The organism is Lactobacillus taiwanensis DSM 21401 (genome assembly GCF_001436695.1).
In the GTDB taxonomy this organism is placed as follows: Bacteria; Bacillota; Bacilli; order Lactobacillales; family Lactobacillaceae; genus Lactobacillus; species Lactobacillus taiwanensis.
Genome location: NZ_AYZG01000011.1, coordinates 1 through 20,258, shown reverse-complemented (window position 1 = coordinate 20,258; position 20,258 = coordinate 1). Strand labels below are relative to the sequence as shown.

Below are 20,258 nucleotides of genomic sequence, written 5' to 3'. Positions count from 1 at the left end.
CCTCCAAAAATTATTTAATAAAATATCGATAAATATCATTGCCAGTTACTGCAATAATCAATGCGAGTAGAATGACAACACCAATTACATCTACAATAGCTTCCTTATCTTCCGGAATTGGTCTTCCTATAATTAATTGAACCAAATTAAGCAAAAGCTTTCCGCCGTCTAGTCCAGGAATCGGAATCAAATTCACAATACCTAAATTAATAGAGATCATTGCTAAAAATGCTAATAAGTATGTGAATCCCATATTTGACACTTGAACTGTTTGAGAATAAATTCCAACAGGTCCAGAAAGTTTATTCAAACTAAAGTGTTTAAACAAGTTTCCCACAGCATTAAATATTAAGGCAGTTGTATTAACGCTTGTAGTCCACCCACGTTGTAGTTTAGCCCCTAAACTATTATCCGGTTTACCATAAAAACCTAACTGGTAGATTTTCTGACCATCTATTTTCTTTGCTTTTGGTTTTACAGAGAAATCTTTTGTTTTATTATTTCTCTTTACAATTACTTCAACTTTCTTACCGTTGCTTTTAGCAAGTTCAACTGCAATCTGATTGAAATTATTAATTTTTTTATTATTAATTGCAATGATTTGATCATTAGCTTTAATACCAGCCACTTGTGCAGGTTGATTAGCAATTGTGCTTCCTACTGTAGTAGTTGGAGCTCCTGGTGCCACTAAAGACCAAATAATGAAGACAACAAAGCCAAGAACAATATTCATAAAAGGACCAGCAAAGTTTGTTGCTAATTTTTTACCAACACTTGCTTCTTGAAATTGCGTATTTCTTGGTGCAATTAACAATTCAGTACCATTTTGTTCAATAATTGTAGCGTCATGGTCAACATGGTACGTCTTCAGTTGATCTTCATCACCATTTTCATAGCCTTGAATGACTAGATCATCAACTAAATCAGCTGAATTTACTTGCACTGGAACACCTTCAATTGGCATTTGAGACCCAGAAGCATCAATTCGTTTTACCTTATTGTGTTTATCTAACTGTAAAACTACGGTAGTACCAGGATCAATTTTAGCTGCATCGTCTGGACCAGCTAAGCGAACATATCCCCCTAATGGCAACCAACGAATAGTATATGTTGTTTTAGCTCGCATTTTTTGAAATAGCTTTGGCCCCATACCAATTGAAAATTCTCGAACTAAAATCCCACATTTTTTTGCAACAATAAAATGTCCAAATTCATGGACAAAGACAAGTATCCCAAAAACAACTAGAAAGATTAAAATACCTTTCATTAAGCAGTTCTCCTATAAAATACCCATAAATGCAACAACAGGTAAAACGAAAAGCATACTATCAAACCGATCCAATATTCCACCATGACCTGGTAACATCTTCCCTGAATCTTTCACACCATAAAAGCGTTTATAGGCTGATTCGACTAAATCTCCTATTTGACCAACAATTGATAGGAAGAAAGCTAAAATGATCATTAAAGCATTATTCCTGCCAGTAGGTACTAAGGTAACATAAATTGCTGCAATAATCACAGCACAAATTACCGCTCCAATAGAACCTTCCCAAGTTTTATTAGGACTAATTACAGGCCACAATTTGTGCTTACCTATTTTGCGCCCTACCATATATGCGGCAATGTCAGTTGACCATACTACTGCAAATACATAACCTAAAATAGCTAAACCGAGATGTGCATTTCTAATTGCTGCCATAAAGTGAAAACCTGTTCCAATATATAAAGCAGCCAGCGTATAAACTCCCGCATCATCAAATGTCACTTTGTTTTTTGACAGAACTGTTCTAACTAGCATTAACATTACAAAAATATAAAAAACATCATATTTGTTTAAAAATGCCGGCAAGAACTTAAAGAATGAATCAGGTACTGCCATAGTTAAAGTGGCTAATAAGGCTAAAATAAAGTCCCAAGAAACAATAATTTGTTTCTTCATAATAAAGATTTCGCTAATTCCAACTGCTGCAAATGCGCAGACCAAGACATCAATCCAAATGCCACCCATTAAAACAATCGGAATAAATAAAATTAAAGCTACAATAGCTGTTATTACACGTTGTTTCATTTAAAATTCTACAGTTCTAATAAATTTTACAATTTTCCAAATCGACGATTACGTCCTTGATAATCTTTAACTAATTCTTCTAAATCATCCTTATTAAAATCTGGCCATAATTTATCCGAAAAACTAAATTCAGTATAGGCCATTTGCCATAATAAGAAATTGGATAACCGCTCTTCACCTGATGTTCTAATCAACAAATCAGGATCTTCATATGGAGCCAAAGAATGAGTTAATAAATGATCTGAAACCATCTTTTCATCAATATTATTGGGATCAATTATTCCCTCTTTTACTTTGCGCGCAATTTTTTGAACTCCAGCAGTTATTTCACGCTGTGATCCATAATTAAAAGCAAAATTTAATATCATGCCTGTATTATGAGCAGTTTCTTTCATTGCCTTCTGCGTTACCAAATATGTCTTTTCAGGTAATTCATCAACAAAACCCATAATATTCACACGAACATTATTATCCATTAACTCAGGCATAAATTTATCAAAAAAATCAATTGGTAAACGCATTAAATAATTTACTTCATCAGTAGGACGAGCCCAGTTTTCAGTTGAAAAGGCATAAAGCGTTAAAACCTTTATGCCTAAATCATTGGCGGCAAGAGCAATATTACGGATATTATCCATTCCATGGCGATGACCTACAAAACGAGGCATATGTCTTTTTTTAGCCCAGCGGCCATTTCCATCCATAATTATGGCTAAATGATTAAGTGGTTTTTTCGATTCTGACATAAGTTTATCAAATCCTAGACTAACCTTGAGTAATTTCTTGACTCTTTTGGTCGGCTAATTTATCAATCTCTTTAGTCGCATCATCAGTTACTTTCTGAACTTGCTTTTCTAAACTACGTTGTTCATCTTCAGTGATGTCACCATCTTTTTCTTGACGTTTTAAAGTATCCATAGCATCACGACGAACATTACGAACTGCAATTTTTCCTTTTTCAGCAAGTTTGCCCACTTGCTTAGCGATTTCTTGACGACGTTCACCAGTCAATTGAGGAATCACAATTCTAATTACAGTACCATCATTAGCTGGCGTAATACCAAGATCAGAAGCTAAAATTGCATGTTCAATATCATCTAAACTTGACTTGTCATATGGAGTTACCATTAAAACACGAGCTTCAGGAATGCTTACACTAGACATTTGCGTAAGAGGAGTAGGAACGCCATAATAATCAACTTTAATACCATCTAATAAGCTTGCATTCGCAACACCTGCACGAATACCGCCTAATTCCTTTTGGAATACGGCAATAGACTTATTCATATTTTCTTTTGCTTTTTCGATTACTTCGTTAGCCATTATTTATCACCCTTAATTACAGTACCAATATTATCGCCCATAACAACTTTCTTAATGTTACCAGGCTTGTTTACGTTAAAGACAACTAGAGGAATATTATTATCCATCGATAGTGAACTTGCAGTACTATCCATTACCTTTAAGTTTTTTGAAATTAAATCAAGTTGAGTTAATTCAGAATATTTCTTAGCATTTGGATCAACCTTAGGATCAGCTGAGTAAACTCCATCAACACCATTTTTAGCCATCAAAATTACATCAGCATTAATTTCAGCAGCTCGTAATGCAGCAGTAGTATCAGTTGAGAAGTAAGGATTACCAGTACCACCACCAAAGATAACTACACGGCCCTTTTCTAAGTGACGAACAGCCTTACGACGAATATAAGGTTCTGCAATTTGACGCATCTCAATTGATGTTTGAACACGTGTAGGAACACCTAAGTTTTCGAGCCCATCTTGTAATGCTAAACCATTCATAATTGTAGCTAGCATTCCCATGTAATCTGCTTGTGCTCTTTCCATACCTAGGTTAGCACCGGTTTCACCACGCCACATATTTCCGCCACCACAGACAATACCAATTTCAACGCCCATGTCGTGAACAGATTTAATTTCTTCAGCTAAATGCTTAATAACTTCAGGATTAATACCTGTACCTTTTTCACCAGCAAGTGCTTCACCTGAAACTTTTAAAATGATACATTTGTACTTAACTTGACTCATAAATTTACCTCCTCATTTGCTTTTACCATTTTACCATAAAATCACTGCAATATATTATACCGAAAAAAAGGAGTAGCGCCTAAGCGTTACTCCTTTCTTAAGTAAATAATTACTTCATTTGTTCACGTACTTCAGCAGCAAAGTCTTCTTGCTTCTTTTCAATACCTTCGCCAACTTCGTAACGTTGGAAAGCAACTAACTTAGCTCCCTTTTCCTTTAAGAATTCGCCAACAGTCTTGCTGTCGTCCATAATGTAGTTTTGTGACAAAACTGCAAATTGCTTATCAACTTGAGTATTATCATCAATAAAACGTTGCATCTTACCAGGAATGATTTTATCCCAAATCTTCTCTGGCTTACCTTCTTCTTTAAGCTCAGCCTTGATATCTTCTTTAGCCTTAGCCAAGATATCATCAGTTAATTGCTTTTCTGAACCATAAACAAGGTGTGGTAATGGTTTCTTGTTAACCAATGCACGACTTTCGTTATCTTGATCAATCTTGTGGTTCATTACAGCCAATTGATCAGTAATAAATTCATCATCTAATTCATCAGGTGAGATAACCTTAGGACTCATAGCTGCAATGTGCATTGCCAAGTGCTTAGCAGTAGCTGCATCAGCACCTTCTAAAACGGTGATAACACCAATTTGACCACCATTGTGTTGGTAAGCACCGAATTCTTGATCGTCAGTCTTTTCTTCTAAAGCAAAACGACGTAAAACAATCTTTTCACCAATAGTTGCAGTTGCATCAACAAATGATTGAGCTAAAGTAGTTCCATCATCCATCTTTAATTCTTCAGCAGCTGCCATATCAGCAGGCTTACCTTCAGCAATAGTCTTAGTAGCTGCATTTACTAATTTAACAAACTTATCGTTTGATGAAACGAAGTCAGTTTCTGAGTTAACTTCAGTAATAGCTGCAACATTACCATCAACGTAAACGCCAGTTAAACCTTCAGCTGCAACACGGTCAGCCTTTTTAGCAGCCTTAGCCATACCCTTATCACGAAGGTATTGAACTGCCTTATCCATGTCACCGTCAACTTCTACTAATGCTTTCTTGGCATCCATAACACCAGCACCAGTACGTTCACGTAATTCCTTAACTAATTGAGCAGTAATTTTTGCCATTAATATGTCCTCCTACAGAACTAACAGTAAAAACAAATTAGTCTTCTGACTTTTCAACAACTTCTTCGATTGATTCTTCCTCACCGTTTTCAGCTGCTGCATCTGCCATTTCCTTTTCAACGTCTTCACTATCATCTTGGCCTTGCTTACCTTCGATAATTGCATCAGCCATAGCACCAGAAATTAAACGAATTGCGCGAATTGCATCATCATTTGCTGGGATAACGACGTCAATTGGATCTGGATCAGTGTTGGTATCAACCATAGCTACTACAGGGATACCTAAAATGTTTGCTTCGTGAACAGCGATCTTTTCTTTCTTAGGATCAACAACGAACATAACATCTGGAATTCTAGGCATATCTTCGATACCACCTAAGAATCTTTCAAGTTTTTCCATTTCTTTAGTCAAAAGTGCAACTTCCTTCTTTGGTAATACATCGAAAGTGCCATCTTCTGACATTTGTTTTAATTCTTTTAATCTCTTAACACGGCTTTGGATAGTAGTCCAGTTAGTCAAAGTACCACCTAACCAACGTTGGTTAACGTAGTATTGACCTGCACGTGTAGCTTCTTCTTTAACAGCTTCTTGTGCTTGTTTCTTAGTACCAACAAACAAAAATACGCCGCCATCTTGAGCAACTGCCTTAACGTAGTTGTAAGCATCATCTAACATCTTAATAGTCTTTTGTAAGTCAATGATGTAGATTCCGTTTCTTTGAGTGAAAATGTAAGGAGCCATCTTTGGATCCCATCTTCTAGTTTGGTGACCAAAGTGGACACCTGCTTCAAGCAATTGCTTCATAGTAACAACTGTCATAAAAAATTCCTCCTGGTTAATTCCTCTCAAGAGGTCGTATTAAATTCTGACCAAAATCGGCACCTAGGAATTTAATCGCTCTTGATGTGATATAAATTCAAATATGCAAAATGCATACTTGAACATTGTAACTAATTAAGCTTACAAATGCAATTAAAATTTTACATTATGTTCGCGCAAAAAATTCTCTTTCCATTTTCTTGAATGATGCTTGAACCAGTATTCTCTTTTTAAAGCCAATTTTTTATCATCAAATTCTTCATGATAAATCATTTTAACTGGTCGACGCGCCTTAGTATATTTTGCACCTTTTCCCTCATTGTGCATTTTTAAACGATTCTCCAAATCATTAGTAAAGCCACCATAAAAACTTTCATCATTACACAATAAACAATAAAAGTAATATTTTTCTTTTTTAGGCTTTTTATTTTTGTTTTCAGAGATTATTTCTCTAACTTTTGGAGTAAACGAACCATCTTCATTGTGAACTACAATTGCATCTTTTAAGACTAATCCATCACTAGCGGTATTTCTAATTGCTTCAACAACTACTAAATTTGCATCCACATTTCTTTTTGAAACAAAAGGCTGTACCCATTTCACACTCAACTGATTTTCTAAGCAATAGTGTATAATTTCACCTAATCTTTCAGGCCGGTGCACCATAAACATTTTTCCTTTCATCTTTAACATATTGCTTGCAACTTTTATGATTTGTTCAAGATTAATTGCTAATTCATGTCTAGCTAATGCCTTTTTCTCATCAGGATTAATAACATGTCCCTTAGGCACTTTAAAGTAAGGCGGATTAACCACAACCATATCGTATTTATCCTTCCCTAGCTTTTTTGGTGCATCCAGAGCATTCAAACAATGTACTTCAATGCGGTTTTCTAATTTATTTAGTTGTACACTACGTCTTGCTTGATCAGCCATCTCTTTTTGAATCTCAACGGCATCATAATGAGCGCGATTAAAATATGACATATAAATACTAGCAGCCGCATTCCCGCTACATAAATCTACTACTTTGTAATTATCATGTATTTTCTCTTGTGCAAAATATCCTAGTAATAAAGTATCTAAAGAAAAAGAAAAAGCATCTTTTTCTTGAATTATGCGTAAATCATCATTGTACATATAATCAATTCGTTCATTAGGTTTTAATAGATCCATTTTCTATACCCTTCTAAAAATTCTTAGCTGTATTGTATAATACTATAGATAAAATTGGAGGAAACATTATGTTTTATAAAATTATTCGACCTATTGCTCGCTTTATTGTGTGGGTCTTAAATGGCCATTTACATGTTCATCATAAAGATCGCCTTCCTAAAGGAAACTACATTTTAGTTGCTCCCCACAGAACTTGGTGGGAACCAATTCTTTTTGCACTTGCTGCTAGTCCAATGGAATTCATGTTCATGGCAAAAAAAGAGTTATTTAAAAATCCTATTCTACGATTTATTTTAATACATGCTCATGCATTCTCAGTTAATCGTGATAATCCAGGCCCCTCTGCAATTAAAATTCCAGTAAAAGGCCTACGCAAAGGTGAGCTGTCACTAATCATTTTTCCATCTGGAACTCGACACTCGGAGAAACTCAAAAGTGGAGCATTTGTGATTGCTAAAATGGCTAATAAACCATTGGTCCCAGTTGTTTACCAAGGACCTCTTTCTTTTAAAGATCTGCTTAAAAGAAAGCCATTAGATATCTGTTTTGGTGATCCTATTTATATTCCTCGTAGAGAAAAGATCAACCAAGATACTACGCCCACTCTCTACAAACAATTAGAAGACGCCTGGGATAAACTAGATAAAGAACAGAATCCTGATTTTCATTATGTTGCAAAATAAATTTTTTATTATTTAACCTTTTTAGTGTTAAAATAACATAGTCTAATGTAGAAAAGGAGAATCAGTAATGTTAGAAAAACCTTTATATAAAATGATGCTTAGTCATTCATTTAATATTCCAGTAAAAGTCACCTACTGGGATGGAAAATCAGAAGTTTATGGAAATGGTACACCAGAAGTGGAGGTTATTTTTAACAAAAAGATTCCTTTTAAAGATATAACAAGTAATGCTTCCTTAGCTTTAGGGGAAGCTTACATGAACAAGGATCTTGAAATTAAAGGAAGCATTCAACAATTAATAGAAGCAGCTTATGGAAGTAGTGAATCTTTCATGCGTGCTTCAAAATTCAGAAAATTCTTACCAAAGCAAAAGCATACTGAAAAGCAAAGCCAAGAAGATATTCAAAGTCACTATGATATTGGAAATGACTTCTATAAGCTATGGCTTGACCCTACTATGACTTATTCATGTGCTTACTTCACTAATGACAACACTGATGATCTGGAGGCAGCTCAAATTGCAAAAGTTCATCACATTCTTCAAAAATTAGATCCTAAACCTGGCAAGACCTTGTTAGATATTGGTTGTGGTTGGGGAACCTTAATGTTAACTGCAGCTAAAGAATATGGACTTAAAGTTACTGGTGTTACTTTGAGTCAAGAACAATTCGATCTTGTAAACAAAAAAATTAAGGATATGGGCCTTGAAGATCAAGCAGAAGTTTTACTTAAAGACTATCGTGAATTAGGTAACCGTGATTTTGACTATGTAACTTCTGTAGGGATGTTTGAACACGTTGGTTCGGAAAACTTGGGGGAATACTTTAAAGATGTCGCTAAGTACTTAAAACCACACGGTGTTGCATTAATTCATGGAATCACTCGTCAACAAGGTGGAGCAACCAACGCTTGGATTAATAAATACATCTTCCCAGGCGGTTACATCCCAGGCTTAGTTGAAATTGTTTCAAGAATTGAAGAATCAAACTTGCAAATTGCTGATATGGAAATGCTTCGTCGCCATTACCAAAGAACTCTTGAAATTTGGGACAAAAACTTTAACGATCACCGTTCTGAAGTTGAAGGTATGATGGGTGAACGTTTTGCAAGAATGTGGGATATGTATTTACAAGCTTGTGCCGCTTCATTTGAATCAGGAAACATTGATGTTATCCAATACTTATTAACTAAAGGTCCATCCGGTAAGAACTTACCAATGACCCGTCAATATATGTTAAATGATAAGTAGCAACAAATAGTAGAATATCTATTAAAAAAGGTTTGGTCATGAGACCAAACCTTTTTACTTATCACTGGTTTGTTGTAGTTTATAAAGATTATAGTAATATCTTTTTTTATCTAATAATTCTTGATGCGTACCACGTTCAACAATTCTCCCTTTGTCTAAAACAATAATTTGATCAGCATCCGCAATCGTTGAAAGTCGGTGGGCAATTGCTAATGTCGTTCTACCCTGCCGAAGCTTTTTAAGTCCTTCTTGAATCAAATTTTCAGTTTCAGTGTCCACATTAGCCGTAGCTTCATCTAAGACTAGTATTTTCGGATCAGTTACCAGAGTCCTTGCAAAAGAAATCAGTTGTCTTTGTCCCTGACTAAGTTCTGTGCCACCCTCAATTACTTTTGCATGATATTTACCTGGCATTTTTTCAATAAAGGAATTCGCTTGAACTGCTTGTGCAGCTTTTTTAATTTGTTGATCAGTAATTTGATCATTATACAAGCGAATATTTGAAGAAATATCACCATAAAACATAAATGGTTCTTGTAAAACTAACCCCAATTTTTTACGTAATTCCCTTTTAGAAAATTTTCTAATATCAATATCATCAATCAGAACTTGACCGCTACCGAATTCATAAAATCTCATCATAACATTAATGATTGAACTCTTTCCTGATCCAGTGTGACCAACAATTCCCAAAGTTTCTCCTGGCTTAACTACAAATGAAACATTATGCAAAATCTCATTTTTACCATCATAAGAAAAACTCACATTTTTAAATTCAATTTTTCCTTTAGAAATTACAGCATTCTGATCGTTTTCTTGCTCTGGTTCATATTCTTGCTCATCCATAATTTTAAAAATACGTTTACCCGCAACTATTCCATCCTGAAAGAACGTCATTCGATCCATCATCGTAGAGATTGGATTAAAAAATTGTTGCACATATTGAGAAAATGCATATACAATTCCAGCGGGTACAAATATTTTTTGTAGTGGAAAGCCAAAATACATTAAAACTAACGCCAAAGCTAATGAATAAAGCAAACTAGTCATTGGAGATAAAAGAAGTGAATTAACTCTAATCATGTTAAAACGAGTTTTCATTAAAGTCCCATTTTCATTTTCAAAATTGTGAGTCATTCTCTTTTCTTGTTTAAATTGTTGAATTAAAGAAACACCTTCAATAGATTCATTCAAATTGGTATTAATTCTACTTAACCGCTCACGAAATCCACGATATAGTTTCGAACTTTTTTGAGTATAAATCCAAAAAACAAATCCTAAAATTGGTAAAAATAATAAAACAATTAATGCTGCTACTTTATTAGTGACATACATCGCTACAAAAGCAGTTACTAGTGAAAATACTCCAATTACCACCTGACAGAGCACGCCTAAGAAATCGCTTAATGTCATTGTATCGTTAGTAACTCTTGAAACAATTGACCCCGCAGGCGTTTGATCAAAATACCTCATCCCCAAACTATGAAGTTTTTGATACAAATCCTTTCTAACATTCTCAAGTGTCTTTTCGGCTCCCAAGGCATACAAATATTGATAAATAAATTGCAGAACTGCCTTAATAATCGTTCCAATTCCGTATAATAGACCAGCCCAAACAATAATTTGAACAGTAGCCTTTTGCTTAATCAAATAGTTATCTAAAAAGAATTGTAGTCCCCTAGGCAAAAGCATATTAATTACGCTTACTAAGAAAGCACCAAAAATTGCAACTCCCATTTCTACTTTAAAAGGCTTTACATATTTTAAGACACGTTTAAAAATCTGAACTTGTTCTTTAAAAGGAATCGCCTTTGACCAAACAGATTTTGATTCTTCCTTGTTATCCATCTAGTTCACCCACCTTTGCCTGTAATTCTTGTTTACGCCACATTTCAGCATACCAACCATCTTGGTCAAGAAGATCTTGATGCTTACCTCTTTCAACAATTTTTCCATTTTTTAATACTAAAATTAAGTCTGCATCCATTACCGAAGTTAATCGATGAGCTGCAATCAAAGTCTTTTTATCTTTTCTTTCAGACTTAAGTGAATCTAAAATCGCCGTCTCAGTTTTTGCATCTACTGCAGAAAGAGCATCATCTAAAATCAAAATTGGACTTTCTTTTAATAGTGCACGAGCAATAGATAAACGTTGCTTTTGACCACCAGATAAAGACACTCCGTTCTCACCAACTAGAGTCTTATAGCCAGCCGGCATCTGCATAATGTCATCATGCAAATCACTCTTTTGCGCAGCAGATTGAATTTTTTCTTCACCTGCAGCTTGATCAGAAAAAGCGATATTATTCTCAATTGATGTCGAAAATAAAAAGTTATTTTGAGGCACATAGGAGATTTCATTTAAAAGTAACTCTAGTGGAATATTTCTAATATCATGACCACCTAAAGTTATTTTTCCTTGGTACTTATCAAATTCCCTTAATAAAAGTTCAATAATTGTTGTTTTCCCGGCACCAACTTTTCCAACCAAACCTAAAGTTTGTCCCGGTTTTAGATTAAAATTAATGTTTTGTAAGACTGGAATCTCTTTTTCATCGGGATAAGCAAAAGACTTTACATCATAATTTAAGTCGCCTTGAATGTCCCTAGCAGTTAAATTGCGATCAGCATTCTCATCGGTAATTTGTGGTCTTTCATATAATAGCCGCTCAACACGATCATAAGATGCAGATCCACGCTCTAAGATATTAAATAAGTAACCAATTGCAAACATTGGCCAAACCATATTTGAAATATAAGCAATAAAAGATACTAGTTGGCCAACAGATAAAGTATGATTGGTTACTAAAAGACCACCATAAATAATAGTAATTACATATGTTGCTCCAATAATTAAGGTTCCAAGTGGATCAAACATTGAGTCCCACTTAAAAACTTTCTTATTGATTTGAATTGTTTCATCTACCATCTTATTGAAAGCAGCAGAATCTTGTTTACTTTCACCAAATGCCTTTAATACTTTAATTCCAGAAACTGATTCTTGCGTCTTATTATTAAGCCGAGAAAAGGCCGCTTGGGACTTATCAAAACTATAGTGAAGCTTATCGCCTAATTTCCAGGCACCTAAAGCTAAAAATGGAAGTGGCAAGAGAGCGACAATTGTCAAACGAAAATCAGTAAAAATAATCATAGCAATCATTGTTGTCCCACCAGTTACTAAAGAATCAACTAAAGTTAAGACACCGTCCCCCGCAACATTTTGAATTGAATTAATATCATTAGTAGCATGTGCCATTAAGTCACCAGTTCGGTGTCTTTGATAAAAAGTTCGATCCATTATCATAAAATGGCTAAATAAACGCGATCGCATCTGTCTTTCTAGTTCAGCTGCTCCGCCCCAAATTTGCTTACGCCAGAAATAACGCAAAAGATACAAAACAATTGCTGCAGCAATCACAGCTAAAATTAGTGCGCCATATTCAGTCCAACTAATTGATCCCTTATCAAGTTGATCTGCCATTAACCCTAGAATCCTAGGTGGTACTAAATTAGCAATTGAAGTTAATGCTAAAAAAGTTATTCCAATAATATAGCGCTTTTTTTCTTGCTTAAAAAACCATCCTAATTTACTAAAAATGTTCATATTTCACCTCACATATATACAAAAAGACAGAGGAGTAATTCCTCTGTCTAAACCAAATATTAGTAAAGTAAGCTACTATTTTTTTTGTTGATGCTTCATCATGTTCATAACTTGATTGAGCTTCTTAGCGGATGGTTTTTGACCCATTTGCGCCATCATAGCTGCGATCATATCTTCACTAATAGGAGGATTGTCTTGGAAATACTTCTTCATATATGCACGAGCACCATAAAATCCGCCAACAAGACCGATCAATAGTGCGATAATAATAAGAAAAATTGCTAATCCTAAATTCATTTCCCAAAAACCTCCGAAAATTAATGTACTTTTTCAGCATACCAAAAAAATAGTCTTTTTTAAAGTGGAAAATTAATCTTTTCTTAATCCTTTGCGACGTTGAGCTTCTTTTGCCTTTTCTGATGTAACTTCTTTACCATCTTTATCAATCACAACCGTATCTTCAAGTTGTTGTCTAAATCCTGCACGGAAGTTTTCAAGAAAAGCAGCTCTTAACTTCTTACGTTCCTCTAATTCGTCCGGAGTTAGTTCACGTTCTCTACTAATCTTAGTTAATTCATTAATCCGCTTAATTAATTTTTCTTCTTCTTTTTTATCCATAATAAACACCTCACTAAACAATGTTAGTTTACCTTAATTATACCAATAAAAAAAGACTCAACTGTTAAGAACGCCTGTTTGTCGAACAAATCTTTTTTTGTTAAAATATTAGTAAGTAACTAAATGGAGAAAAAATTATGACTGAACCACATGCAAATAAACAATTAGAAATTTTACGTTTTATTTACGACACTGTTGAAGAGCGTGCTTTTCCGCCTACAGTTAGAGAAATTTGTAGTGCTGTTGATCTTTCTTCTACTTCAACAGTACATGGCCATTTAGCCCGCCTAGAAAAGAAAGGTTATATCTTAAAAGACGCTACTAAACCTAGAGCAATCGAAGTTACAGAAAAGGGCCGTGAAGTTCTAGGAATTAAGCCCAAGGATATCCCAATAGTTGGTGTAGTAACTGCTGGTCAACCAATTCTAGCGATTCAAGACATTAATGAGTACTTCCCTCTCCCACCTGATCTCGAAAATGATGCTGGAGAGCTCTTTATGTTACGTATTCATGGAGAATCTATGATTAATGCTGGTATTCTTAACGGTGACCACGTTATTGTTCGGAAACAATCTAGTGCAAATAATGGTGAAATTGTTGTTGCAATGACCGAAGATAATGAAGCAACTGTCAAGAGATTTTTCAAGGAAGACGGCTATTATCGATTACAACCAGAAAATGATACAATGGATCCAATTATTTTACCTGTGGTTCAGATTTTGGGTAAGGTTGTAGGTTTATATCGTAATAATATCGACTAAAAAACTGGTATGGATTTTCCTACCAGCTTTTTTAATTCTCTCTTTTTAATAAGGGCTTTATATTTAACCAATCCTGAGTAATAGTTTCAGCCAGTTTTCGATTATAAAATACTGCAGCTGGATGATATTGTGGAATAATAGTATATTTTTCTTTTGACCAAACATAACCATCTTTTGCATCATTTAACTTTAAAATTGGGGTATTTTTTATAATCTTTCCATGCACCTTGCTAATTTCATATTTATTTCCTAACAACCTATTTAAAGCCGTCGTCCCAACTGTAACAATTATCTTTGGCTGAGCATAATTAATTTCATAATCTAACAGGGGTGCATGAGCTAGAATTTCTTTCTTCGTTGGTTTCCGATTTGGATACTTTGTTACTTCTTTATTTTCTTTTTTACTGAAAACTTTCTTAACACTATATGGACGACTTCTTACTGCACTTGTAATATAAACGTCTTCTCGTTTAAGTCCAATCGAAGCCAGAGACTTCATTAGTTCTTTACCAGAAGCACCATGAAAAGGAATCAAAGACTCTATTTCTTCTCTTCCTGGGGCTTCTCCTACAATCATCAATTTTGGATGAACAGGTCCAGCTCCAAAATTAATTCCTTCCAGTTTCATTCCTTTTGCTCGATCTTTAACTTCTTCTAATAACTTATCTGGATATCTCATTTTTTTCAATATATTCCTGTGCCTTTTTCAAGAGTTCATTTAATTCCTCATAATGTAAACAAGTACTGGCTTCCTCCAAACTTGACCACTTAGAAGCACCAATTTCGCTCTCTTGTAATTTAATCTTTTGATTCGAATTAAATTTACTCAAAAAAAACGTAACCGTCTTTACGCGATCTTTTGCAATTTTATAAGTAATACTTTCTTTGAAATTAAAATCAAAGTCTGGTTTTAAACCTACTTCTTCATATACTTCTCTTTGAGCAGCCTGTATTTCATTCTCACCTTCTTCAAGATGTCCTTTAGGAAATCCCCAAGTTTTATTAAGCTTACTCTGAGCTAGCAAAAATTCTATTTTTCCATTATTAAGTCTGTATATAATGCTTCCAGCTGAATATTCATGGATGTCTTTCATAACCATTCACACTCCTACTTTTTTATTATAAGCTAAATTTGATTTTATAGCTCTTTTTACATCTACTTTCTAACTTGAAAAATAAGGTAGAAATTATTACTTCTATTTTTGTTTAATCGACAAAATCTCTATTTAAGGTTAAACTTTATGTTGAAATAGAAAAAATTAAGGTGGAAAAATTGAAAAAACAAGAACAAGCTGAAAGCTGGGGTCAATGGATTCTCCAGGTACTAATTTTAGTAGCTATCTTTTTTGGTATTTTCTTTGTACTAAATAGATTTGTATTTGCTAATTTAACCGTATCTGGGATTTCAATGCAGCCAACTTTTGAAAATAACGATCGTGTAATTGCTCTTCGTCATGCTCAAATTAAGCAAGGCGATATTGTAATTGTTGACGCACCAGATGAACCAGGTGCCCTATATATTAAACGAGTTATTGGATTACCTGGTGATAAGATTGTAAGTAAAAATAATCAAATTTATATCAATGGTAAAAAGTTAAATCAGCCTTGGTTAAAAGCAGGTCAAAAACTAATTGATAATGGTGAAGATGGTGTTTCTGGAACCAAATATACTAATACTCAGAACTTCACTCTGAGCTCACTTGCAAAAACACAAAATTATCGCCAATTCTACACTTCTAAGCAATTAAAAGAAATGCAAAAAACTAACAAGGTTCCTGCTAATACATACTTTGTAATGGGAGATCATCGAAGTGTTTCAAAAGACAGTCGATACATTGGAACAATTCCTCGAAGTAAAATAGTTGGTGTAGTAAAATTACGCTATTGGCCACTAAGTCACATTACATTTTATTAATTAAAAAGAGTTTCATTTTTGAAACTCTTTTTTGGTATGAAAAAAAGCTATCTCGTTTGAGATAGCTTTTAATCCTGTCTTGCTTAATTATTGAATTAACCGCGACGCTTTTCAGCAATTCTAGCTGCCTTACCATGACGTTCACGTAAGTAGTAAAGCTTAGCACGACGTACACGACCATGACGAAGAACTTCAACCTTAGCAACACGTGGATCGTTTACTGGGAAAGTACGTTCAACACCAATACCAGATGACATCTTACGTACAGTGTAAGTTGCGCTGATGCCTGCACCTTTACGCTTAATTACAACACCTTCGAACATCTGAATACGTTCGTGAGTACCTTCTACAACACGTACGTGAACACGAACAGTATCACCTGCACGGAAGTCAGGCATATCATCACGTAATTGGTCTTTAGTTAATTCTTGAATTAATGGATCCATTATTGTCTCTCCTTCTACGGCATTCATCAACACTCAGTGCCAGCGGAATACCCATAAATCAGTGGCTTATGCCACAACGATTAGTTTATCAAATAGAAAAAAGCTTGTAAATACTAATTATCTTTTTCAAGTTTAATTTCTTCTAGCATTTTCTTTTCCTCATTAGTTAAATTGCGTTCTGATAACATATCTGGACGATGAAGATATGTTGCACGTAAAGCTTCCCTATGACGCCATTCAGCAATTTTTTGATGATTACCAGATGTCAGTACTTCTGGTACTTTTTGTCCCTCAAAATCTGCAGGACGGGTATATTGTGGATACTCTAAAAGTCCATGAGAAAAACTTTCTTCAACTGGAGAAGCTGCATTTCCTAAAATTCCCGGTAATAGTCTTACAGTAGCATCAATCATATTCATTGTCGGCAATTCACCGCCAGTTAAAACGTAATCCCCAATTGAGACTGTCTCATCCGCTAAGTCATACACTCTTTGATCAAAACCTTCGTAATGACCACAAATAAAAGTCAGATTTTCTTCCTTTGACCAATTTTGAGCCATTTTTTCATTAAAGGTCTTTCCCTGAGGAGCAGTAATAATAACTTTACCTTTGTTAGTTAAAGAATCAAGTGCTTTTTTTATCGGCATAATTTGTAAAACCATGCCGGCGCCTCCTCCATAAGGAGTATCGTCAACATGATGGTGAACATCAGTTGTAAAATCACGGAAATTAACTAAATTTAACTCCCACTTTTTGTCTTCTAGTCCTCTTCCCAGCATGGATACCTGCAAAGGAGTAAACATATCTGGAAAAAGAGTTAAAACATTAATTTTCATCTCGCAATCCCTCAAGTAAAGTTACTTCTATTCGTTTATTAGGTAAATCAACTTTCTTAACAACTGATTTAATATTTGGAATCCAAAAACTCTTCCCCTGTTCTGGCTTTATCTCCCAAATATCATTTGCTCCAGGAGTTTCAATATTCTCTAAAATACCTAATTTTTCACCAGTTTCAGCATCATATACAGGACAATTCAAAATATCTTTAAAGTAATAACTACCTTCAGGTAATTCTTGTTGATCAGTTTCTGCAACATATAGCTCTTTGCCACAAATTTTTTCTGCTTGATCAATATCATCAACTTTTTCAAACTTAACCAAATAAAATTGCTTATGGCGTCGAGCAACTTCAACAACCATTGCTTGATACTCGTCATTGTTTTTAATAAACAATCTACTCTCTGCAGCTAATCTTTCCTCTGGAAAATCAGTTGTGGCATTTACCTTAACCTCTCCCTTTAAACCATGAGGAGATAATATTTTTCCAACTTCAAAATACTCAGTCATAGAATTTATTCTTTCTAAATAAAAAAGTTTGGGAAGAGCCTTCCCAAACTTCTAATTGCAATAGTAAATTACTTACCGTACTTTGCGTCGTGGTATCTAGTCATCAAACCAGCTTTTGAAAGTAAGCTTCTTACAGTATCTGATGGTTGAGCACCCTTTTCAAGCCATTCAAAAATCTTGTCTTCTTCAAGCTTAACTTCATCAGGGTTAGTAAGTGGGTTGTAGTAACCAACTTCTTCGATAAAACGACCATCACGTGGCATACGTGAATCAGCAACTACGATACGGTAAAAAGGTTTTCTCTTTGAGCCCATACGGCGCATACGAATCTTTACAGACATTAATAATTCCTCCTAAATTTCTTGACTTAAATAATATAGCATAAAGAAAAATATGTGTAAAGTGTTTTTCCTTAACAGCTAAAAATTATTTTGAACGATAGCGTTTGATATTTTTCATGCGCTTCTTTTTATTCCTCTTAAAGCGTTTATTCATTGAACGCATAGCCATTTTACCCATTGGTGAATTCATCCCTGGTAAGTTAGCCAATTCCCCCATATCTCCCTTAGTCATCTTTTGCATCATTTCTTTTGATTGCTTAAATTGCTTAATCATACGATTAACTTCAGCGATCGATCTACCAGAACCGGCAGCAATTCTACGTCTTCTTGATGGATTAAGAATATCAGGATTTTCACGCTCTTCTGGTGTCATTGAGTAAACAATCGCCTTAATATGATCGATTTGTTTTTCCGGAATCTGAATATTTTTAAGAGCAGGATTATTACCCAATCCAGGGATCATTTTAATAATTTGATCTAGAGGACCCATTTTTTGAACTTGTTCCATTTGATCAATAAAGTCATTAAAATCAAAAGTATTCTCCCGCATCTTTTCAGCCATCTTTTCGGCTTCTTTAGCATCGTAATCTTGCTGAGCCTTTTCAATTAAGGTCAACATATCACCCATACCTAAGATACGTGAAGCCATTCGATCAGGGTGGAAAGTAGAAAGATCAGTTAATTTTTCACCTTGACCCGTAAAGATAATTGGAAGGCCAGTGACGGCACGAATAGAAAGCGCCGCACCCCCACGAGTATCACCATCAAGCTTAGTTAAAACAATTCCAGTTAGATCTAAGTCATTATTAAATCCTTCTGCTACTTGTGTAGCTGCTTGACCCGTCATTGCATCAACAACTAATAAAGTATTATCAGGATGAGCAACTTCAGTTACACGTTTCAACTCATCCATCAATTGTTCATCAATTTCAAGACGACCAGCCGTATCAATCAAAACATAGTCATTTTTATTTTTATCAGCTTTTTCAAGACCATGCTTTACAATTTCGGCTACATCTTGGTTATCTTCACTATAAACCGGTACGTCTAGTTGTTGACCAATTTGCTTTAATTGCTCAATAGCAGCTGGACGGTAAATATCACCTGCAATTAACAATGGACGAGCTTTTTCGTTCTTCATTAAGTAATTTGCAAGTTTACCAACAGTAGTAGTTTTACCAGTACCTTGTAAACCTACCATCATAATAATTGTTGGAATATGTCGGGACTTATTAAGAGAAACGGCTTCTTCTCCCATCATTTTTGTTAATTCATCATCAACAATTTTAATGATTTGTTGTCCGGGATTTAAGCTATCTTGAACTTCCTTACCCAGAGCTTCTTTTTTAATCTTTTTAATAAAGTCTTTTACAACTTTAAAGTTAACATCTGCCTCTAATAAAGCTAATCGAATCTCACGACTAGCATCATTAATATCCGCTTCTGAGATCTTACCTTTACCAGTTAAATTTTTTAATGCTTTTTGAAGTCTTTCACTTAAATTTTCAAAAGCCATACTATTCTACTCCCATTTGTCTTAATAATTTCAAAAGTTCAATCTGAGCTCGATTAATTTTGCCATTTTCAAGGGCATATACAGCTTCAGTAATTTTTTCTTCTATTCTAGAATAATCACGCTTCATATGAAGTTTATTTTCATATTTTTCTAAAGCCTTGCTGCTACGTTTTAAGTTGTCGTAAACAGCCTGACGAGAGACATGGTGATTATCAGCAATTTCACCTAAAGAAAGATCATTATAATAATAATCTTCAAAATAATCTTGTTGTCCCTTAGTCAACAAAGAACCATAATAGGCAAATAAATCGCCTAATCTTTCGTTTCTTTCAAGTTCATCCATTTTTGTCTCACCTTGAACAAGTATAGCAAAAAAATCGCATTTCTAAAATGATAGGTCTGTACTTAATTATCTTTTAGAGTTAATTTTTTATAAAAAGAAGGTTAGGCAAACAAGTCGCCTAACCTTCTCTTTTTGGCTCTATAATAAATCCTGTTGATGGATATCTATGATATTCTATCGACAGG

The 20,258-nt window shown here is 34.5% G+C and carries 24 protein-coding genes; 4 read left to right on the top strand and 20 right to left on the bottom strand.

Features of this window, described 5'->3' with window-relative positions; all coding sequences use genetic code 11:
* Positions 1-10: 10 nt before the first annotated feature.
* The 8 genes from rseP to FD18_RS02575 all read right to left on the bottom strand — a co-directional run bounded on the left by rseP (position 11) and on the right by FD18_RS02575 (position 7,250).
* Positions 11-1,267 carry an RIP metalloprotease RseP gene (rseP, locus tag FD18_RS02610; RefSeq protein WP_057718414.1) on the bottom strand — a complete coding sequence of 419 codons (1,257 nt, stop codon included), beginning with the start codon at positions 1,265-1,267 and terminating at the stop codon, positions 11-13.
* Positions 1,268-1,279: 12 nt separating this feature from the next.
* Positions 1,280-2,071, bottom strand: a complete 792-nt coding sequence (locus tag FD18_RS02605) for a phosphatidate cytidylyltransferase (RefSeq protein ID WP_057718413.1) — start codon at positions 2,069-2,071, stop codon at positions 1,280-1,282.
* Positions 2,072-2,097: 26 nt separating this feature from the next.
* Positions 2,098-2,817 (bottom strand): isoprenyl transferase, encoded by a 720-nt coding sequence (locus FD18_RS02600; protein WP_057718412.1) that lies wholly within the window; start codon positions 2,815-2,817, stop codon positions 2,098-2,100.
* A 19-nt stretch (positions 2,818-2,836) separates the two neighbouring features.
* Positions 2,837-3,394, bottom strand: coding sequence for a ribosome recycling factor (gene frr, locus FD18_RS02595; protein WP_057718411.1), 558 nt, complete (start codon positions 3,392-3,394; stop codon positions 2,837-2,839).
* A complete protein-coding gene (gene pyrH, locus FD18_RS02590; protein WP_057718410.1) occupies positions 3,394-4,119 on the bottom strand; it encodes a UMP kinase in 726 nt (241 codons plus the stop codon). The genes frr and pyrH overlap by 1 nt, the downstream gene beginning before the upstream one ends.
* Positions 4,120-4,228: 109 nt before the next feature.
* Complete coding sequence (tsf, locus tag FD18_RS02585; RefSeq protein ID WP_057718409.1) at positions 4,229-5,254, bottom strand: translation elongation factor Ts; 1,026 nt, start codon at positions 5,252-5,254, stop codon at positions 4,229-4,231.
* Between the two features lie 37 nt (positions 5,255-5,291).
* Positions 5,292-6,074, bottom strand: coding sequence for a 30S ribosomal protein S2 (gene rpsB / locus FD18_RS02580; protein WP_057718408.1), 783 nt, complete (start codon positions 6,072-6,074; stop codon positions 5,292-5,294).
* A gap of 153 nt (positions 6,075-6,227) precedes the next feature.
* On the bottom strand, positions 6,228-7,250 hold the full coding sequence (locus tag FD18_RS02575) for a GIY-YIG nuclease family protein (protein ID WP_057718407.1): 1,023 nt from the start codon (positions 7,248-7,250) through the stop codon (positions 6,228-6,230).
* A gap of 68 nt (positions 7,251-7,318) precedes the next feature.
* Here FD18_RS02575 and FD18_RS02570 point away from each other — a divergent pair, with 68 nt between their 5' ends.
* Positions 7,319-7,933 carry a lysophospholipid acyltransferase family protein gene (locus FD18_RS02570; RefSeq protein ID WP_057718406.1) on the top strand — a complete coding sequence of 205 codons (615 nt, stop codon included), beginning with the start codon at positions 7,319-7,321 and terminating at the stop codon, positions 7,931-7,933.
* 67 nt (positions 7,934-8,000) lie between these two features.
* Positions 8,001-9,182 (top strand): SAM-dependent methyltransferase, encoded by a 1,182-nt coding sequence (locus tag FD18_RS02565; protein WP_057718405.1) that lies wholly within the window; start codon positions 8,001-8,003, stop codon positions 9,180-9,182.
* Positions 9,183-9,236: 54 nt separating this feature from the next.
* Here the strand turns inward: FD18_RS02565 and FD18_RS02560 are convergent, their stop codons facing one another.
* From FD18_RS02560 to FD18_RS02545, 4 genes are all read right to left on the bottom strand, one after another.
* The gene (locus FD18_RS02560) at positions 9,237-11,030 is read right to left on the bottom strand and encodes an ABC transporter ATP-binding protein (RefSeq protein WP_057718404.1); all 1,794 of its coding nucleotides are present in this window, start codon (positions 11,028-11,030) and stop codon (positions 9,237-9,239) included.
* Positions 11,023-12,786 (bottom strand): ABC transporter ATP-binding protein, encoded by a 1,764-nt coding sequence (locus FD18_RS02555; RefSeq protein WP_057718403.1) that lies wholly within the window; start codon positions 12,784-12,786, stop codon positions 11,023-11,025. The genes FD18_RS02560 and FD18_RS02555 overlap by 8 nt, the downstream gene beginning before the upstream one ends.
* A 75-nt stretch (positions 12,787-12,861) precedes the next feature.
* Complete coding sequence (locus tag FD18_RS02550; protein ID WP_057718402.1) at positions 12,862-13,083, bottom strand: YneF family protein; 222 nt, start codon at positions 13,081-13,083, stop codon at positions 12,862-12,864.
* Between the two features lie 72 nt (positions 13,084-13,155).
* Complete coding sequence (locus FD18_RS02545) at positions 13,156-13,404, bottom strand: DUF896 domain-containing protein (RefSeq protein ID WP_004897112.1); 249 nt, start codon at positions 13,402-13,404, stop codon at positions 13,156-13,158.
* 137 nt (positions 13,405-13,541) lie between these two features.
* Here FD18_RS02545 and lexA point away from each other — a divergent pair, with 137 nt between their 5' ends.
* Complete coding sequence (gene lexA / locus FD18_RS02540) at positions 13,542-14,165, top strand: transcriptional repressor LexA (RefSeq protein WP_057718401.1); 624 nt, start codon at positions 13,542-13,544, stop codon at positions 14,163-14,165.
* 31 nt (positions 14,166-14,196) lie between these two features.
* Here lexA and FD18_RS02535 read toward each other — a convergent pair whose 3' ends face one another.
* Complete coding sequence (locus tag FD18_RS02535) at positions 14,197-14,844, bottom strand: uracil-DNA glycosylase (protein WP_057718460.1); 648 nt, start codon at positions 14,842-14,844, stop codon at positions 14,197-14,199.
* Positions 14,828-15,259 (bottom strand): bis(5'-nucleosyl)-tetraphosphatase, encoded by a 432-nt coding sequence (locus tag FD18_RS02530; RefSeq protein ID WP_057718459.1) that lies wholly within the window; start codon positions 15,257-15,259, stop codon positions 14,828-14,830. Before FD18_RS02530 ends, FD18_RS02535 begins: the two co-directional genes overlap by 17 nt.
* A 179-nt stretch (positions 15,260-15,438) precedes the next feature.
* Here FD18_RS02530 and lepB point away from each other — a divergent pair, with 179 nt between their 5' ends.
* On the top strand, positions 15,439-16,080 hold the full coding sequence (lepB, locus tag FD18_RS02525) for a signal peptidase I (protein ID WP_057718400.1): 642 nt from the start codon (positions 15,439-15,441) through the stop codon (positions 16,078-16,080).
* A gap of 95 nt (positions 16,081-16,175) precedes the next feature.
* On the opposite strand, the gene rplS is transcribed toward lepB, so the two are convergent.
* The 6 genes from rplS to ylxM form a co-directional block, all read right to left on the bottom strand.
* Positions 16,176-16,526 (bottom strand): 50S ribosomal protein L19, encoded by a 351-nt coding sequence (gene rplS, locus FD18_RS02520; protein ID WP_057718399.1) that lies wholly within the window; start codon positions 16,524-16,526, stop codon positions 16,176-16,178.
* Positions 16,527-16,639: 113 nt separating this feature from the next.
* On the bottom strand, positions 16,640-17,362 hold the full coding sequence (gene trmD, locus FD18_RS02515) for a tRNA (guanosine(37)-N1)-methyltransferase TrmD (RefSeq protein WP_057718398.1): 723 nt from the start codon (positions 17,360-17,362) through the stop codon (positions 16,640-16,642).
* A complete protein-coding gene (gene rimM / locus FD18_RS02510) occupies positions 17,352-17,873 on the bottom strand; it encodes a ribosome maturation factor RimM (protein ID WP_057718397.1) in 522 nt (173 codons plus the stop codon). The genes trmD and rimM overlap by 11 nt, the downstream gene beginning before the upstream one ends.
* A 68-nt stretch (positions 17,874-17,941) precedes the next feature.
* Complete coding sequence (gene rpsP, locus FD18_RS02505) at positions 17,942-18,214, bottom strand: 30S ribosomal protein S16 (protein ID WP_003647505.1); 273 nt, start codon at positions 18,212-18,214, stop codon at positions 17,942-17,944.
* Between the two features lie 85 nt (positions 18,215-18,299).
* Complete coding sequence (ffh, locus tag FD18_RS02500; RefSeq protein ID WP_057718396.1) at positions 18,300-19,730, bottom strand: signal recognition particle protein; 1,431 nt, start codon at positions 19,728-19,730, stop codon at positions 18,300-18,302.
* 1 nt (position 19,731) lies between these two features.
* The gene (ylxM, locus tag FD18_RS02495; protein ID WP_057718395.1) at positions 19,732-20,073 is read right to left on the bottom strand and encodes a YlxM family DNA-binding protein; all 342 of its coding nucleotides are present in this window, start codon (positions 20,071-20,073) and stop codon (positions 19,732-19,734) included.
* Positions 20,074-20,258 lie beyond the last annotated feature (185 nt).

Bases quoted from the DNA above. Each gene is read 5' to 3' on its own strand.
- rseP (WP_057718414.1), bottom strand. From the start codon at position 1,267: ATGAAAGGTATTTTAATCTTTCTAGTTGTTTTTGGGATACTTGTCTTT.
- FD18_RS02605 (WP_057718413.1), bottom strand. From the start codon at position 2,071: ATGAAACAACGTGTAATAACAGCTATTGTAGCTTTAATTTTATTTATT.
- FD18_RS02600 (WP_057718412.1), bottom strand. From the start codon at position 2,817: ATGTCAGAATCGAAAAAACCACTTAATCATTTAGCCATAATTATGGAT.
- frr (WP_057718411.1), bottom strand. From the start codon at position 3,394: ATGGCTAACGAAGTAATCGAAAAAGCAAAAGAAAATATGAATAAGTCT.
- pyrH (WP_057718410.1), bottom strand. From the start codon at position 4,119: ATGAGTCAAGTTAAGTACAAATGTATCATTTTAAAAGTTTCAGGTGAA.
- tsf (WP_057718409.1), bottom strand. From the start codon at position 5,254: ATGGCAAAAATTACTGCTCAATTAGTTAAGGAATTACGTGAACGTACT.
- rpsB (WP_057718408.1), bottom strand. From the start codon at position 6,074: ATGACAGTTGTTACTATGAAGCAATTGCTTGAAGCAGGTGTCCACTTT.
- FD18_RS02575 (WP_057718407.1), bottom strand. From the start codon at position 7,250: ATGGATCTATTAAAACCTAATGAACGAATTGATTATATGTACAATGAT.
- FD18_RS02570 (WP_057718406.1), top strand. From the start codon at position 7,319: ATGTTTTATAAAATTATTCGACCTATTGCTCGCTTTATTGTGTGGGTC.
- FD18_RS02565 (WP_057718405.1), top strand. From the start codon at position 8,001: ATGTTAGAAAAACCTTTATATAAAATGATGCTTAGTCATTCATTTAAT.
- FD18_RS02560 (WP_057718404.1), bottom strand. From the start codon at position 11,030: ATGGATAACAAGGAAGAATCAAAATCTGTTTGGTCAAAGGCGATTCCT.
- FD18_RS02555 (WP_057718403.1), bottom strand. From the start codon at position 12,786: ATGAACATTTTTAGTAAATTAGGATGGTTTTTTAAGCAAGAAAAAAAG.
- FD18_RS02550 (WP_057718402.1), bottom strand. From the start codon at position 13,083: ATGAATTTAGGATTAGCAATTTTTCTTATTATTATCGCACTATTGATC.
- FD18_RS02545 (WP_004897112.1), bottom strand. From the start codon at position 13,404: ATGGATAAAAAAGAAGAAGAAAAATTAATTAAGCGGATTAATGAATTA.
- lexA (WP_057718401.1), top strand. From the start codon at position 13,542: ATGACTGAACCACATGCAAATAAACAATTAGAAATTTTACGTTTTATT.
- FD18_RS02535 (WP_057718460.1), bottom strand. From the start codon at position 14,844: ATGAGATATCCAGATAAGTTATTAGAAGAAGTTAAAGATCGAGCAAAA.
- FD18_RS02530 (WP_057718459.1), bottom strand. From the start codon at position 15,259: ATGAAAGACATCCATGAATATTCAGCTGGAAGCATTATATACAGACTT.
- rplS (WP_057718399.1), bottom strand. From the start codon at position 16,526: ATGGATCCATTAATTCAAGAATTAACTAAAGACCAATTACGTGATGAT.
- trmD (WP_057718398.1), bottom strand. From the start codon at position 17,362: ATGAAAATTAATGTTTTAACTCTTTTTCCAGATATGTTTACTCCTTTG.
- rimM (WP_057718397.1), bottom strand. From the start codon at position 17,873: ATGACTGAGTATTTTGAAGTTGGAAAAATATTATCTCCTCATGGTTTA.
- rpsP (WP_003647505.1), bottom strand. From the start codon at position 18,214: ATGTCTGTAAAGATTCGTATGCGCCGTATGGGCTCAAAGAGAAAACCT.
- ffh (WP_057718396.1), bottom strand. From the start codon at position 19,730: ATGGCTTTTGAAAATTTAAGTGAAAGACTTCAAAAAGCATTAAAAAAT.
- ylxM (WP_057718395.1), bottom strand. From the start codon at position 20,073: ATGGATGAACTTGAAAGAAACGAAAGATTAGGCGATTTATTTGCCTAT.